16 protein-coding genes are annotated in these 15,491 nt (G+C 54.9%); 12 read left to right on the top strand and 4 right to left on the bottom strand.

What is annotated here, in order from left to right:
* Positions 1–14 precede the first annotated feature (14 nt).
* Positions 15–2,567, bottom strand: coding sequence for a peptidoglycan glycosyltransferase/peptidoglycan DD-transpeptidase MrcA (mrcA, locus tag HVX64_RS01840; protein WP_042998418.1), 2,553 nt, complete (start codon positions 2,565–2,567; stop codon positions 15–17).
* A 120-nt stretch (positions 2,568–2,687) separates the two neighbouring features.
* Here mrcA and HVX64_RS01845 point away from each other — a divergent pair, with 120 nt between their 5' ends.
* The 12 genes from HVX64_RS01845 (at position 2,688) to trpS (ending at position 12,690) form a co-directional block, all read left to right on the top strand.
* Positions 2,688–3,467 (top strand): DNA utilization protein HofM, encoded by a 780-nt coding sequence (locus HVX64_RS01845; protein WP_044253494.1) that lies wholly within the window; start codon positions 2,688–2,690, stop codon positions 3,465–3,467.
* Positions 3,467–4,006, top strand: a complete 540-nt coding sequence (locus HVX64_RS01850; RefSeq protein ID WP_042998416.1) for a PilN domain-containing protein — start codon at positions 3,467–3,469, stop codon at positions 4,004–4,006. Before HVX64_RS01845 ends, HVX64_RS01850 begins: the two co-directional genes overlap by 1 nt.
* The gene (locus tag HVX64_RS01855; RefSeq protein ID WP_044253491.1) at positions 3,990–4,448 is read left to right on the top strand and encodes a hypothetical protein; all 459 of its coding nucleotides are present in this window, start codon (positions 3,990–3,992) and stop codon (positions 4,446–4,448) included. Before HVX64_RS01850 ends, HVX64_RS01855 begins: the two co-directional genes overlap by 17 nt.
* Positions 4,438–4,842 (top strand): HofP DNA utilization family protein, encoded by a 405-nt coding sequence (locus tag HVX64_RS01860; protein WP_044253488.1) that lies wholly within the window; start codon positions 4,438–4,440, stop codon positions 4,840–4,842. Before HVX64_RS01855 ends, HVX64_RS01860 begins: the two co-directional genes overlap by 11 nt.
* The gene (hofQ, locus tag HVX64_RS01865; protein WP_044253485.1) at positions 4,754–5,992 is read left to right on the top strand and encodes a DNA uptake porin HofQ; all 1,239 of its coding nucleotides are present in this window, start codon (positions 4,754–4,756) and stop codon (positions 5,990–5,992) included. The genes HVX64_RS01860 and hofQ overlap by 89 nt, the downstream gene beginning before the upstream one ends.
* Before the next feature lie 306 nt (positions 5,993–6,298).
* Positions 6,299–6,820 (top strand): shikimate kinase AroK, encoded by a 522-nt coding sequence (aroK, locus tag HVX64_RS01870; RefSeq protein ID WP_042322869.1) that lies wholly within the window; start codon positions 6,299–6,301, stop codon positions 6,818–6,820.
* Positions 6,821–6,878: 58 nt separating this feature from the next.
* The gene (gene aroB / locus HVX64_RS01875) at positions 6,879–7,967 is read left to right on the top strand and encodes a 3-dehydroquinate synthase (RefSeq protein WP_044253482.1); all 1,089 of its coding nucleotides are present in this window, start codon (positions 6,879–6,881) and stop codon (positions 7,965–7,967) included.
* Positions 7,968–8,063: 96 nt separating this feature from the next.
* Positions 8,064–9,344 carry a cell division protein DamX gene (gene damX / locus HVX64_RS01880; RefSeq protein ID WP_042998411.1) on the top strand — a complete coding sequence of 427 codons (1,281 nt, stop codon included), beginning with the start codon at positions 8,064–8,066 and terminating at the stop codon, positions 9,342–9,344.
* Between the two features lie 66 nt (positions 9,345–9,410).
* On the top strand, positions 9,411–10,247 hold the full coding sequence (gene dam, locus HVX64_RS01885; RefSeq protein WP_042998410.1) for an adenine-specific DNA-methyltransferase: 837 nt from the start codon (positions 9,411–9,413) through the stop codon (positions 10,245–10,247).
* 17 nt (positions 10,248–10,264) lie between these two features.
* A complete protein-coding gene (gene rpe, locus HVX64_RS01890) occupies positions 10,265–10,942 on the top strand; it encodes a ribulose-phosphate 3-epimerase (RefSeq protein ID WP_042998409.1) in 678 nt (225 codons plus the stop codon).
* Positions 10,935–11,693, top strand: coding sequence for a phosphoglycolate phosphatase (gene gph / locus HVX64_RS01895; RefSeq protein WP_044253478.1), 759 nt, complete (start codon positions 10,935–10,937; stop codon positions 11,691–11,693). The genes rpe and gph overlap by 8 nt, the downstream gene beginning before the upstream one ends.
* Positions 11,686–12,690, top strand: a complete 1,005-nt coding sequence (gene trpS / locus HVX64_RS01900; protein WP_042998407.1) for a tryptophan--tRNA ligase — start codon at positions 11,686–11,688, stop codon at positions 12,688–12,690. The genes gph and trpS overlap by 8 nt, the downstream gene beginning before the upstream one ends.
* A gap of 67 nt (positions 12,691–12,757) precedes the next feature.
* On the opposite strand, the gene HVX64_RS01905 is transcribed toward trpS, so the two are convergent.
* The 3 genes from HVX64_RS01905 to nirC all read right to left on the bottom strand — a co-directional run bounded on the left by HVX64_RS01905 (position 12,758) and on the right by nirC (position 15,367).
* Entirely contained in the window at positions 12,758–12,925 is a 168-nt protein-coding gene (locus HVX64_RS01905; protein WP_042998406.1) for a DUF4223 family protein, read from the bottom strand.
* Positions 12,926–13,172: 247 nt separating this feature from the next.
* The gene (gene cysG / locus HVX64_RS01910; protein WP_042998405.1) at positions 13,173–14,546 is read right to left on the bottom strand and encodes a siroheme synthase CysG; all 1,374 of its coding nucleotides are present in this window, start codon (positions 14,544–14,546) and stop codon (positions 13,173–13,175) included.
* 11 nt (positions 14,547–14,557) lie between these two features.
* On the bottom strand, positions 14,558–15,367 hold the full coding sequence (gene nirC, locus HVX64_RS01915) for a nitrite transporter NirC (protein ID WP_042998404.1): 810 nt from the start codon (positions 15,365–15,367) through the stop codon (positions 14,558–14,560).
* Positions 15,368–15,491: the final 124 nt, after the last annotated feature.

The following is a 15,491-nucleotide window of genomic DNA, read 5'->3' on the forward strand; positions in this document are numbered from 1 at the left end:
AGCGCCTTTTTTATTTAGAACAGTTCGTGTGTCTCACCACCGTCAGTGATGGTCGTTCCCACCTCATGCACCGCCTGCTGTGTCGGCTGCGTGCCTTCGATGAAATATTCTGCCCGGCTGTTACCGCCGTTTGCCAGTTGTCCGGTGCTGCGATCGATATTGACCGTGATGATGCCTGGTGGCGGCGTCAGCGGCTCCTCAGGAACCCCTTCCAGCACCACTTTCATGTAAGCATCCCACGCGGGTTGCGCACTTTTCGCACCGCCTTCGTAGCCAGAGATTTGATCTTTGATCGCGCCAGAGGCGGTAGTGCGCCCCAGGTCACGGCGGTGATCGTCAAATCCAATCCATACGGAGGTGACTACCCCTGGGCCGTAGCCGGAGAACCAGGCGTCTTTCGAGCTGTTGGTGGTCCCGGTTTTACCGCCGATATCGTGGCGATTCAGATCACGACCTGCACGCCAGCCGGTACCCATCCAGCCGGGTTCGCCGAAAATGTTGGTATTCAGCGCGCTCTTGATCAGGAAAGCCAGCGGCGTGTTGATCACGTGCGGTGCGTACTCTTGCGCCCCGGTCTGCGCCACTAACGCCTGATTTGCCTGCTCCAGTTTGGGCATTGGCACGGCGGCGTTCTGCTGCTCGCCAGAGATGGAGACATCTTCGACGTTGCTGTTTTCCAGAACGTTGGATTTCTGGGTATCACCGTAAATCACCGGAATATCACACTCCGGGCAGGCGATTTTCGGCTTCGCTTCGAAAATTACGCCGTTCTGGTCCGTTTCAATCTTGCTGATGAAATAAGGATCGACCAGGAAGCCGCCGTTCGACATGACGGCATAACCACGCGCCACCTGTAGCGGGGTAAATGACGCGGAGCCCAGCGCCAGGGATTCGGTACGCACAATGTTTTGTGCAGGGAAGCCGAAACGCTGCAGATATTCCGCCGCGTAATCCACGCCCATGGCCCGCATGGCGCGTACCATTACCACGTTTTTCGATTCGCCCAGCCCCTGACGTAAACGAATCGGGCCTGCGTACTGCGGTGGTGAGTTTTTCGGACGCCAGTCGGAACCGGCACCAGCATCCCAGCGAGAAATTGGCACGTCGTTCAGCATACTCGCCAGCGTCAGACCTTTGTCCATCGCGGCAGTGTAGAGGAACGGCTTAATGTTAGAACCGACCTGACGCAGCGCCTGAGTGGCACGGTTGAACTTGCTCTGGTTAAAGTCAAAACCGCCGACCAGCGCCAGCACGGCCCCGTTTTTCGGATTGATTGAGACCAGCGCGGAGTTCACATCCGGAACCTGCGCCAGCCACCAGGCTTCGCCCATCTTCCGCACCCAGATCTGCTGACCGGTCTGCACCGCGTCAGTGACCTTACGCGGCGTCGGGCCTTGCTGAGTATCCGAACGATAAGGACGCGCCCAACGAATGCCTTCCATCCGCAGCGAGACCGAAGTGCCGTCTGCCAGAGTCGCCGTCGCTTCCTGCGGGTTTGCACTGGTGATCACCGCTGGCAGCAACGGCCCGTAAGTTGGCAGCGCTTTCAGCGTATCGGTGATTTTCTTACTGTCCCATGCGGTTTCACCCACTTTCCACAGCACGTTGGCCGGACCGCGATAGCCGTGGCGCATGTCATAGTCCAGCACATTATTACGTACCGCCTGTTGCGCGGCCTGCTGCACCTTACGGGTGATCGTGGTGTAAATGCGGTAACCGTCTTCATAGGCGTTTTCGCCATAACGGTTGTACATCTCCTGACGCACCATTTCTGACAGGTACGGGGCGGAGAAGGCGATTTCCGGCGCATGATAGTTGGCGTCGATCGGCTCATTCCGCGCCTGATCGTACTGTGCCTGAGTGATGTACCCTTCGCTCAGCATGCGCGACAGCACCACGTTACGACGTGCGGTCGCGCGGTCCATCGAATAAAGCGGGTTAAAGGTAGAAGGCGCTTTCGGCAGGCCGGCAATTACCGCGATCTCACCCAGATCCAACTGGTCGACTGATTTACCGAAATAGACCTGCGCCGCCGCCCCGACGCCATAAGCGCGGTAACCGAGGTAGATCTTGTTCAGATAGAGTTCAAGGATCTCATCTTTACTCAGCAATTGCTCAATGCGGATCGCCAGGAACACTTCCTTAATCTTACGCATCAACGTGCGTTCAGGACTGAGGAAGAAATTTCTTGCGAGCTGCTGCGTGATGGTACTCGCCCCTTGCGAGGCGTGACCGGAGAACAGCGCTACGCTTGCCGCACGGAAAATCCCCACCGGGTCAACGCCGTGGTGCTCATAGAAACGACTGTCTTCTGTGGCGATAAAGGCTTTGACCATTTCCGGCGGGATCTGATTGAGCGTCACCGGAATACGACGTTTTTCACCATATTGCGCAATGAGCTCGCCATCTGCGCTGTAAACCTGCATCGGGATCTGCAAACGCACATCTTTAAGCGTCGCGACGTCAGGTAACTGTGGCTCAATATAGCGATAGAGGCCATAAATCGAGCCTGCTCCCAGCAGGATGCAACATACTGCAAGGATCAATAAATACTTTACGAACTTCACCGGAGATTTCCCATTTAGTTTCATTTGGGCAGTTTATAAACAACCGCGCGGTAGTATAAAGGCAAGCCAGACGCATTGATATACCCGTGAGAGCGACGGGTGATAAGGAGATCATCAGCAATGGCTTTCAGATTCTGGCAAGTCGGCCTGCACATTCAGCCACACGAAGCCCTGGCGGTTGCCGTCGTTCGCGGCGCGTCAGGTTGGTATCTACAGCGCTGGTGGCGTCTGCCGCTGGCGCAACACACAATCAGCGACGGACATTTCCACGACGCCGAACAGCTTGTGGCGGTGTTACAACCGTGGAGTCGCGAGCTGCCGCAACGCCACCATATACACCTCTCTTTTCCTGCGAGTCGGACGCGGCAAAAGCGCTTTCCCCGCCCTTCAATGTCGCTTCGCGAGCGTGAACAAACGGCCTGGTTGACCGGTTCGATGGCGCGTGAACTGGATATGGAGTCGGCAGCTCTGCGCTTTGACTATAGCGAAGATGCGCTCGCCCCGGCCTATACGGTCACCGCCGCGCAGGACAAAGAGATTTCGGCTCTGTTAACGCTGGCGAAAACACTCGGTGTAAACGTCACGGCGATCACCCCAGATGCCTGCGCATTGCAGCGTCTGCTGCCTTTTCTTTCCCCGGAACAAATCTGCCTGGTGTGGCGCGATGACACGCAGTGGCTGTGGGCGACGCGCAACGCATGGGGGCGCAAATCGCGGGCAGAGATAGCTCATCTTCACGACCTGGCAGCCGGGCTCTCCCTCAGAAGCGAAGAGGTGGCGCTCTGCGCAGACGAGGGGTTTGACCCCTGGCGGGCGGTTTCAATTCGTCAGCCTCCCGTACCCAGGGAAGGTCATGCATTCGCCGTTGCGCTTGGACTGGCGCTGGGAGAAATGCGTTGATGCATCCTCCCGTCAATTTTTTGCCCTGGCGGCAACAGCGGCGTAATGCCTGTCTGCGTATGTGGGGTGGGCTATTCGGCGCATCAGCGGCGATCGTGCTGGCACTAACGCTGATCGGATATCTCGCCCGCGCCACGAGCGGGCAGGCAAATGGGGTGTTGTTGCAGGCGGAGCAACAACTTGCCACGGCGCTTACGACAGTGAAACCCCGGCTTGAGGCGCGCCAGCGTCAGGCGCAGCAGGTCATTCAACGAGACAGATTGCGCGAGCAGACCCGCCGCTGGCAGCCCGCGCTGGAAAGTCTTGCGTTGAGTGTGCCGGCACAGGCCTGGCTAACCAGTATGGACTACCAGCAGAGCTCACTGGAACTCAGTGGAAAAGCGCTCACCTTTTCTGCGCTCAGCGCACTGGAAGCCGCCCTGCGCGACTCGCCGATGTTTGAGATAAACCATACCGGCGCCACCCTGCAGGATGCGCAGGGATACTGGCAGTTCCAGTACCGTGTGATATGGAGAGAAGCGCATGATCGCCCTCTTTGACGCCTGGTGCGCTTTTTCGCCGCGTACCCGCATTGTCTGCTGGGTAAGTTGGGTGGCTGCGTTAAGTACGATCGCGTTGTCTTTTCTGTTCTTCCTGGGAATGCGTGATGAGGGTGCGCTTAGCCAGCAACGGGTGGCCAACCGCCAGCTCAGTTCAACGTTGTATCACCTCTCTGGCGCGCAGGCAGAGGCACAGCTTTCATCGGCATCGCAAACGCCGGTGTTTTCACCGCTCACGCTTCAGGTGCCGAATATGCAGCTACTGTACTGGCGTCCATCGGCGCAGGGCGGAGAACTTGCGGTGAAGGCGCCTTGGGAGGCGATGGTGTCATTGTTCGGATACCTGGCGGCGCGAGGCATGTCCGTGAGTGCATTTTCGCTGAAAGCAGAAAACGACGAGCGAGTGTTAACGCTCAGGCTGGAGTCTCTCCATGAAGGGTAAGAACGCGGTGTTGGTGGCTCTTTCATTGTTGATGCTGACCGGCATGCGCGATCCGTTCCGCCAGCCTGAAGATCATTGCCATGGTGCCGAGCTGGCGCAATGGCAATACCAGGGGATGGTGAGCAGGGGAGAGCGAAATATTGGACTGCTTCAGGACGGGCAGCATCACTGGCGGCGTGTCGAGCAACATGAGGTTCTGGATAATGGCTGGACTATCGTGCAACTCACGGCACAGACGCTGACAGTGAGCACAGGTAAAGAGTGTGACCCGCCCCAGTGGCAGTGGCAACGACAAGGAGAGGGTAATGAAGCAATGGATACTGGTGGTGTTGATCGCCATCCTGCAGCCGGTTCAGGCCGGAAAAAACCAGAACGTGACGCTGGTGGTGGATGACGTGCCCGTCACGCAGGTTCTTCAGGCACTGGCTGAACAGGAGCGAAAAAACCTCGTGATATCGCCGGATGTCAGTGGCGTGGTGTCGTTGCATCTGACGGATGTCCCGTGGAAACAGGCGCTCCAGACGGTAGTGAAAAGCGCTGGACTGGTGTTACGTCAGGAAGGGGCGATTTTACATGTGCATTCCGAGAGCTGGCAGAGCGAAGAGGCGGCGCGACAGGAGGCGGAGGTCGCAAGACGCCAGGCGAACTTACCGCTGGAGAATCGGCATATTGCCCTGCATTACGCCGATGCCACTGAACTGGCGAAAGCGGGGGATAAACTGCTGAGTGCCAAAGGTAGCCTCACGGTAGATAAGCGTACCAATCGACTGCTGGTCAGGGATAACTCGCCGACGCTGGCGCTGGTGGAACAGTGGGTGGCACAAATGGATCTCCCGATAGAACAGGTCGAACTGGCGGCGCATATCGTCACCATTAATGAAAAAAGTCTGCGTGAACTGGGGGTGAAATGGACACTGGCAGAGGCCGAGAAGGCCGGTGCGGTGGGGCAAGTGACAACGATAGCCAGCGATCTCTCGGTCGCGAATACGACCACCCGCGTCGGGTTCAATATTGGTCGTATTAATGGGCGGTTGCTGGATCTGGAGCTGTCTGCACTGGAGCAACAGCAACAGCTCGATATTATCGCCAGTCCGCGACTGCTGGCTTCTCACCTACAGCCTGCCAGCATCAAGCAAGGGAGCGAGATCCCCTATCAGGTTTCCAGCGGCGAAAGCGGTGCGACGTCGGTTGAATTTAAAGAGGCCGTGCTAGGGATGGAAGTCACCCCAACGGTTTTACCGAAGGGGCGGATCCGCCTGAAGCTACGTATCAGTCAGAACATGCCGGGGCAGATGCTGCAACAAGCGGATGGCGAGGTACTGGCCATCGATAAGCAGGAAATTGAAACGCAGGTCGAGGTGAAAAGTGGAGAGACGCTGGCGCTGGGCGGCATTTTTTCAAACAAGAGTAAAACCGGGAAGGACAGTATTCCGCTGTTAGGTGATATTCCCTGGTTTGGACAACTCTTTCGCCACGATGGGAAAGAAAACGAACGTCGTGAGCTGGTGGTATTTATTACGCCCAGATTGGTCTCGACAGAATGATTTATGCATGAAACACCGTTGTTTTTGCACTTAACTCGTTTCAGGGATTTGACGTGCGCAGCTATTTAGCATACAAGGAGTACCGATTTGAGAGTCGGTACTTCTCATCGCCGTCCGGCAATGCCGACTCGGGTTGTCTACAATCTGGTTTGATGATTTATTCAGTTGCCAAACCTGCTTGAGTATTGAGATAATTTTCAGTCTGACTCTCGCAATATCTTATGAGGTTTCAGTTCATGTCCTGCTGCGCTCAGTGTCTGCGACGCGGGTTTATCATTAACGAATAGTCTTAGTAGTACCGAAAAAATGGCAGAGAAACGCAATATCTTTCTGGTTGGGCCTATGGGTGCCGGAAAAAGCACTATTGGGCGCCAGTTAGCTCAACAACTCAATATGGAATTTTACGATTCTGATCAAGAGATTGAGAAACGAACCGGAGCTGATGTGGGCTGGGTCTTCGACGTAGAAGGTGAAGACGGCTTCCGCGATCGTGAAGAGAAAGTCATCAACGAATTGACGGAAAAACAGGGTATTGTGCTGGCTACCGGTGGTGGCTCTGTAAAATCGCGTGAAACCCGTAATCGTCTTTCCGCGCGTGGCGTCGTGGTCTATCTCGAAACGACCATCGAAAAACAACTTGCGCGTACGCAGCGCGATAAAAAACGTCCGCTGTTGCAGGTAGAAGCGCCGCCTCGTGAAGTTCTGGAAGCGTTGGCCGACGAACGCAATCCGCTGTATGAAGAGATTGCCGACGTAACCATTCGTACCGATGATCAGAGCGCCAAAGTCGTTGCAAACCAGATTATTCATATGCTGGAAAGCAACTGATTCTGGCTTAATACACACTCGGTAAGCGGGTATAAGTCATTAAGGTGGATGTCGCGTCATGGAGAGGATTACCGTCACTCTCGGGGAACGTAGTTACCCTATCACCATCGCGGCTGGTTTGTTTAACGAACCAGCTTCATTCTTACCGCTGAAATCGGGCGATCAGGTTATGTTGGTCACCAACGAAACCCTGGCTCCCCTTTATCTTGATAAGATTAGCAGCGTACTTGAACAAGCGGGTGTGAACGTTGATAGCGTCATCCTGCCTGACGGCGAGCAGTACAAAAGCCTGACGGTGCTGGATACGGTATTCACCGCCTTGCTGCAAAAACCGCATGGTCGTGATACGACGCTGGTCGCACTGGGCGGCGGCGTCATTGGCGACCTGACCGGTTTTGCCGCTGCCAGCTATCAGCGCGGTGTACGCTTCATCCAGGTCCCGACGACACTTTTGTCGCAGGTTGACTCCTCCGTTGGCGGTAAAACCGCCGTAAACCATCCCCTCGGCAAAAACATGATCGGCGCGTTTTACCAGCCGGCCTCCGTGGTGGTGGATCTCGACTGTCTGAAAACGCTCCCTGCCCGTGAACTGGCATCCGGTCTGGCGGAAGTGATCAAGTACGGCATTATCCTGGATGGCGAATTCTTTAGCTGGCTGGAGGAGAATCTGGATGCGCTACTGCGTCTGGACGGACCGGCAATGGCCTGGTGTATTCGTCGTTGTTGTGAGCTGAAAGCCGAAGTTGTTGCCGCAGACGAGCGCGAAACCGGCTTACGTGCTTTACTGAATCTGGGGCACACATACGGTCATGCCATTGAAGCTGAAATGGGTTATGGCAATTGGTTACATGGTGAAGCGGTCGCAGCAGGTATGGTAATGGCTGCGCGGACGTCGGAACGTCTGGGGCAGTTTGCGCCAGAAGATACGCAGCGCATCATCACGTTACTTAAACGTGCCGGCTTGCCGGTCCACGGACCGCGCGAGATGTCCGCGCAGGCTTACCTGCCGCACATGTTGCGTGACAAAAAAGTGTTGGCGGGAGAAATGCGCTTAGTCCTTCCGCTGGCGATAGGGAAAAGTGAAGTACGCGGCGGCGTGTCGCACGAGGTGGTTCTTAACGCTATTGCTGATTGCCAGCAGGCGTAACAACAAGAAAGGCGGACTGATACGGCTCACGTATCGGCCATTTAGATTCAGGTTAGTTGCAACGTCGTAAGCATTAGCCTTTGAGTGGGGTGTTAAATGGATGAATTCAAACCAGAAGACGAGCTGAAACCCGATCCCAGCGATCGTCGTACTGGTCGTTCTCGTCAATCTTCAGAACGCGGAGAACCGCAGATCAACTTTGATGATGTTGATCTGGACGCTGACGATCGCCGTCCTGCACGCGGGCGTAAAGAACGCCTTGATGAGCAAGAGAGGGAAGAGGATTACGAATCCGATGATGAAGAGTTCGTGGATGAAGAACGCGTCGAGCGTCGTCCGCGTAAGCGTAAAAAAGCCGCCGGTAAACCCGCTTCTCGTCAGTACATGATGATGGGCGTGGGCGTGCTGGTCCTGCTGCTGCTGATCATCGGTATTGGCTCCGCGCTGAAAGCGCCTTCCACCCCGTCTTCAAGTGAACAAACGGCGTCTGGCGAGAAGAATATCGATCTCACCGGCAATGCCGCTGACCAGGCAAACGGCGCCCAACCCGCTCCGGGAAGCACTTCCGCTGAACAGACTGCGGGCAACACGCAGCAGGATGTTTCTTTGCCACCAATCTCCTCCACGCCAACGCAGGGTCAAACGCCTGTGACCACAGAAGGTCAACAGCGTGTAGAAGTGCAGGGCGATCTGAATAATGCACTGACGCAACCGCAGGGTCAGGAACAGCTAAATAATGTGGCGGTAAACTCTACGCTGCCAACAGAACCGGCGACCGTTGCGCCCGTGCGTAATGGTACTGCGTCAAGCCAGACGGCGACGGCACCCGCCGCCAGCGCCCAGCGACCTGAACGTAAACAGGCTGTGATCGAGCCGAAGAAACCGCAGACCACCGCGAAAACGACGTCCGCAGCACCGAAACCGGCGGCTCAGCCTAAACGGACTGAACCCGCAGCGCCTACGGCCACGACGACGCCAAAAGCGACGGTCAGCACCGCACCGGCACAGACAGCAGCGCCCGCGCAAACGCCAGCACCTGCTCAGACCGCGCCAGCGGCAACGGCAGGTAGCGCATCTGGCGCTAAAAGCGCCGGTAACGTCGGATCGCTGAAGTCCGCACCGTCCAGTCATTACACCCTGCAGCTCAGCAGCTCTTCAAACTACGACAACCTGAATGGTTGGGCGAAGAAAGAGAATCTGAAAAACTATGTGGTGTATCAGACGACGCGTAACGGCCAACCGTGGTATGTTCTGGTGTCTGGCGTGTATGCCTCGAAAGAAGATGCGAAACGCGCGGTTTCCACGCTGCCAGCCGATGTGCAGGCAAAAAATCCGTGGGCCAAACCGTTGCATCAGGTACAGGCCGATCTGAAATAATGTTAAAGCGCAGGATGCTGTCGGAGCTTTCTCCACAGCCGGAGAAGGTGTAATTAGTTAGTCAGCATGAAAAAAAATCGCGCTTTTCTGAAGTGGGCAGGGGGTAAATATCCCCTGCTTGACGACATCAAACGGCATTTACCGCAGGGCGAATGCCTGGTCGAACCCTTTGTGGGTGCAGGGTCGGTGTTTCTTAACACCGACTTTTCTCGTTATATTCTTGCCGATATCAATAGCGACCTCATCAGTCTCTATAAGATCGTGAAGACCCGTACCGACGAGTACGTGAAGGCTTCCCGTGAACTGTTTAACCCGGAAACCAATCAGGCTGAGCTCTACTATCAGTTCCGTGAAGAGTTCAACGCCAGCCAGGATCCTTTCCGTCGTGCGGTTCTGTTCCTGTATCTGAACCGATATGGTTACAACGGCCTGTGCCGGTATAATCTGCGCGGTGAGTTTAACGTGCCGTTTGGACGTTACAAAAAGCCTTACTTCCCGGAAGCTGAGTTGTATCACTTTGCGGAAAAAGCGCAGAATGCGGAATTCCACTGCCTCTCATATGATGAGTGCATGGAGCAAGCGGATGCGAACTCGGTTGTCTATTGCGATCCGCCCTACGCCCCGCTGTCAGCAACGGCGAATTTCACCGCGTATCATACCAATAGCTTCAGCCCGAAAGAGCAGGCCCATCTGGCTAAAATGGCCGAAAAGCTGGTCAGTAAGCAGATCCCGGTGTTAATTTCGAACCATGACACGCCGGATACCCGCGAATGGTATAAAGCGGCGGAACATTTTCAGGTCAAAGTGCGACGCAGTATAAGCAGCAACGGCGGCACACGTAAAAAGGTGGACGAACTGCTGGCTCTGTACAAACCAGGAGTCGTTTCACCCGCGAATAAATAATTCTCAAGGAGAAGCGGATGAAACAGTATTTGATTGCCCCCTCAATCCTGTCGGCTGATTTTGCTCGCCTGGGTGAGGACACCGCGAAAGCTCTGGCTGCCGGTGGTGACGTCGTGCATTTTGACGTCATGGACAACCACTATGTACCGAATCTGACCATGGGTCCGATGGTACTGAAATCCCTGCGTAAATATGGCATTACGGCTCCCATCGATGTGCATCTGATGGTGAAACCTGTCGATCGAATCATCCCGGATTTCGCAGCCGCGGGCGCCAGCATCATTACCTTTCATCCGGAAGCCTCCGAACACGTTGACCGATCGCTGCAACTGATTAAAGAGCACGGCTGTAAAGCCGGGCTGGTCTTCAATCCGGCGACACCATTAAGCTATCTGGACTATGTAATGGACAAGCTGGATGTGATCCTGTTGATGTCCGTTAACCCAGGCTTTGGCGGTCAATCTTTCATTCCGCAAACGCTGGACAAACTGCGAGAAGTCCGTCGTCGCATTGACGAGTCGGGTTACGACATTCGCCTCGAAGTGGATGGCGGCGTGAAGGTGAGTAACATAGCTGAAATCGCCGCCGCAGGAGCCGATATGTTTGTCGCCGGTTCCGCCGTCTTCGATCAGCCAGACTACAAAAAAGTCATTGATGACATGCGCAGCGAACTGGCGAAGGTAAGTCATGGATAAATTGCAGGATATTCGGGGCGTTGCCTTTGACCTCGACGGAACGCTGGTGGACAGCGCGCCGGGATTGAGCGCCGCAGTGGACATGGCGCTGTATGCGCTGGAGCTGCCGGTTGCCGGTGAAGAGCGCGTCATTACCTGGATTGGTAATGGTGCTGATGTATTGATGGAGCGGGCGTTAACCTGGTCTCGTCAGGAGCGCGCCACACTTCGTAAGACGATGGGCAAGCCGCCGGTCGATGAAGATATTCCCGCCGAGGAGCAGGTCCGTATTCTGCGTAAGCTATTTGACCGCTACTACGGAGATGTCGCAGAAGAAGGGACGTTTCTGTTCCCTGATGTCGCCGACACGCTGGGCGCACTGCACGCCAAAGGACTGCCGCTCGGTCTGGTGACCAACAAGCCGACGCCGTTTGTTGCGCCATTGCTCGACGCGCTGGATATCAGTAAATATTTCAGCGTCGTTATTGGCGGTGACGACGTCCAGAACAAAAAACCACATCCGGATCCGCTGCTGCTGGTGGCAAGTAAGCTCGGCATTGCGCCAGAGCAATTGCTCTTCGTGGGGGATTCGCGTAATGATATTCAGGCGGCAAAAGCCGCTGGCTGCCTGTCCGTTGGCCTCACCTATGGTTACAACTATGGTGAACCCATCGCGCTGAGCCAGCCAGACGTCATGTATGACCGCATTAATGAACTACTGCCCGCTCTCGGGCTTCCGCATAGCGAAAATCAGGAATCGAAAAATGACTAAGCCCATCGTTTTTAGTGGCGCACAGCCCTCAGGTGAATTGACCATTGGTAACTACATGGGTGCACTGCGTCAGTGGGTGAACATGCAGGATGATTACCATTGCATCTATTGTATCGTTGACCAGCATGCTATCACCGTTCGTCAGGATGCCCAGCAACTGCGTAAAGCGACGCTGGATACGCTGGCGCTCTACCTCGCGTGTGGTATCGATCCTGAGAAAAGCACCATTTTCGTTCAGTCTCATGTGCCTGAACATGCGCAACTGAGCTGGGCGCTGAACTGCTACACCTACTTTGGCGAACTGAGCCGTATGACCCAGTTCAAAGATAAGTCAGCGCGCTACGCTGAGAACATCAACGCTGGTCTGTTTGACTACCCGGTACTGATGGCAGCAGATATCCTGCTGTATCAGACCAACCTGGTGCCGGTGGGCGAAGACCAGAAACAGCACCTGGAACTGAGCCGCGATATCGCTCAGCGTTTCAACGCGCTGTATGGCGACATCTTCAAAGTTCCTGAGCCGTTTATTCCTAAATCAGGCGCCCGCGTGATGTCTCTGTTGGAGCCGACGAAAAAGATGTCCAAGTCGGACGACAACCGCAACAACGTGATTGGCCTGCTGGAAGATCCGAAATCCGTGGTCAAGAAGATTAAACGCGCGGTAACGGATTCCGAAGAGCCGCCGGTGGTGCGCTACGATGTGCAGAACAAGGCGGGCGTCTCTAACCTGCTGGATATTCTCTCCGCCGTGACCGGACAGAGTATTCCCGAACTGGAAAAACAGTTTGAAGGCAAGATGTATGGTCACCTGAAAGGCGAAGTCGCCGATGCGGTATCCGGCATGCTGACTGAGTTGCAGGAGCGTTATTATCGTTACCGTAACGACGAAGCCTTCCTGCAACAGGTGATGAAAGACGGCGCGGAAAAAGCGGGCGCGCGTGCATCAGCTACGCTGAAAGCGGTTTATGAAGCGATTGGTTTTGTTGCCAGGCCGTAACGGGTACGCGAAATGAAAAAACCGGGAGATTCCCGGTTTTTTTGTATCGGCGCAATGATCAGCGAGATTATTCTGCGGTCGGGCCGCAGCCGCCAATCATCTTAGAAATAGAAATGGCAGGGTGCAGAAGATAGTCATAAGAGCAGGTCTTATTACGGTTTTCGATGTGACCTGTACAAGCTGTCAGGGTTGCCAGTGCCGCACCTAAGAGTGCCATTTTGATAAATGTGTTCATTTACATTCCCTATGTAAAAAATATAATTTTTTAACCATCAATTGAATTAGTGAATCTTCATTCGCTAACCGGGGTCGACGATAACGTAATCTATTTTTCGCGTCAGTAAGGGAATAGGCATGCGGGAGAGGTGAAAGGGGTAATCATTTTAAAATTAATGAGTTAATATAATGTCCGGATCTGGAACTTGTATTTTAGGGCCAAAAAAATAAGGCCAGACGATGCTGACCTTACCGACAATTAAGGCTTAGTGATTAGAGAACCAGTTTAGTTTTTCACGTAATCCCACCACGCGCCCCACAATGATTAGCGCCGGGCTTGCAACCTGTGTTGCCAGTTCGCCGAGATTATTCAGTTCACCTTTGACTACCCGCTGTTTCACCGAGGTGCCGTTTTCAACCAGTGCGACCGGCATATCGGCCTGCATGCCAAATTCGATCAGTTTTTGCTGGATAGTGGCCGCCTGATTTAGCCCCATGTAAAACACCAACGTCTGTTTTTCTGCCGCCAGGTTTTCCCAGTCCAGTTCGCCGCCGGTCTTCAGGTGCCCGGTAACCAGACGTACGCTCTGGGCGTAGTCACGGTGTGTCAGCGGAATGCCGGAGTAGGCGGAACAGCCGGATGCCGCGGTTATTCCCGGCACCACGGAAAACGGAATACCGGCATGGCACAGTGTTTCCAGCTCCTCACCACCACGACCAAAGATAAACGGGTCACCGCCTTTCAGACGGACGACACGTTTGCCCTGTTGCGCTTCACGCAGCAGGATTTGGTTAATTTCCTCCTGCGGCACGCAGTGATAACCCGCGCGTTTACCGACAAACACACGGTCGGCGTCGCGACGCACCAGGTTCATGATGTCGTCAGACACCAGACGGTCATAGACCACCACATCGGCCTGCTGGATCTGCTGCAACCCTTTTAGCGTCAGAAGTCCGGCATCGCCAGGGCCTGCACCCACCAGCACCACTTCACCGCGATGATCCAACGGCTCGCTGAGCATCTGCTCGGTGGTTTCTTCTACCGCTTTATGGTCGGCATTCGCCAGCGACTGTGCCAGCCTGTCGTTAACAAACAGCTTTTCCCAGAAGCGGCGACGTTCACCCATCGTGGCAAACTGTTTTTTCACCCGGGAACGAAGTTGCCCGGCATAATGTGCAACCTGACCCAAATGTTGAGGTAAAACGGATTCCAGTTTTTCACGCAGCAGACGGGCCAGCACCGGTGAGGTGCCGCCGGAAGAGACCGCCACCATTAGCGGTGAACGGTCGATAATCGATGGCATGATGAAACTGGCGGCTTTCGGCGCATCCACGACGTTACAGAAGATACGGCGGGATTCTGCAGCATCGCTCACGCGCTGATTCACCGCATCATCATCGGTCGCGGCAATCGCCAGCCAGCACGGGTCGAGAAGGGCTTCATCAAACGGTCCTTCCACCAGCGTCAACATGTTTTCATTTGCCCATACGGTGAACTGCGGAATAAACGCCAGCGCATTAACCGTTAAACGAGCGCCTGCTTCCAGCAGTAACCGTGCTTTGCGTTCTGCGACATCACCACCGCCGACAATCAGACAGTCGCGGTCTCGTAGTTGACAAAATATAGGCAAATGATCCACGACATTACCCCTTAATTATTGGCTGTAGCCTCAGTTTGGTTGATTTTTGCCGGAGCAGGTCGCTCCGATTTTGGCGTAGCATACCAATAACCTAACCCCATGAACACGACACCGGACAAAGTATTGCCGAGTGTTACCCACAGCAGGTTATGACCAATCCCCGCCAGGGTATAGGCTTCGCTGTGGTGTCCGAACCAGGAGAGGGCGAACAGCGTCATGTTGGCAACTGAGTGTTCATAGCCGGACGCGATAAACGCCAGCAGACACCACCAGATAGCGATAAATTTCGCGGCGCCTTCAGTACGGATCGCCATCCAGATTGCCAGACAAACCAGCCAGTTACACAGCGCGCCTTTGAAGAACAGTACCGTTGCCGGCGCCGTGGTTTTCGCCAGCGCGACCGAGTGTACGATGCTGGTATCGACCGGTAGCAGGCTACCGCCACCCCAGCTGTACAGCAGCGCGACGAACACGGAACCCACCAGGTTACCCAACCAGGTCTGCGGCAAAATCGCCCACATCTGCCCCTGGCTGATGGTGCCCGCTTTGACGCCAAGCGTCAGGAACATCGTGTGACCGGTAAACAGTTCGGAACCAGCAATAATGACCAGCGTTAAGGCAATCCCAAAGGTCGCGCCCATCACCAGCGGACGCACGGACGGATCGAGTAAGTTACCGAGAGTGAAAATCAGGATGATACCGAGGCCAACGTAAGCCCCTGCCATCGCAGAACTGACCCAGAAGCCGAGCGGGTTATTTGCCGACAGGCGTGCGATGCGCGCAGCGTTAGCCGCACATTTGTTAATTGTATCTGTGAACATGACTGTGATTACCCATAAAAAATAAAATAAAAACGTAACCGTAGGCCGGATAGGCCTTTATGCCGCCATCAGACCTACGAAAAAACGGGACTGCCAATACGTTAAAAAGGGAGGCGTTGCGCCT

This window comes from Citrobacter sp. RHB20-C16, assembly GCF_013890155.1.
GTDB lineage: Bacteria > Pseudomonadota > Gammaproteobacteria > Enterobacterales > Enterobacteriaceae > Citrobacter_A > Citrobacter_A amalonaticus.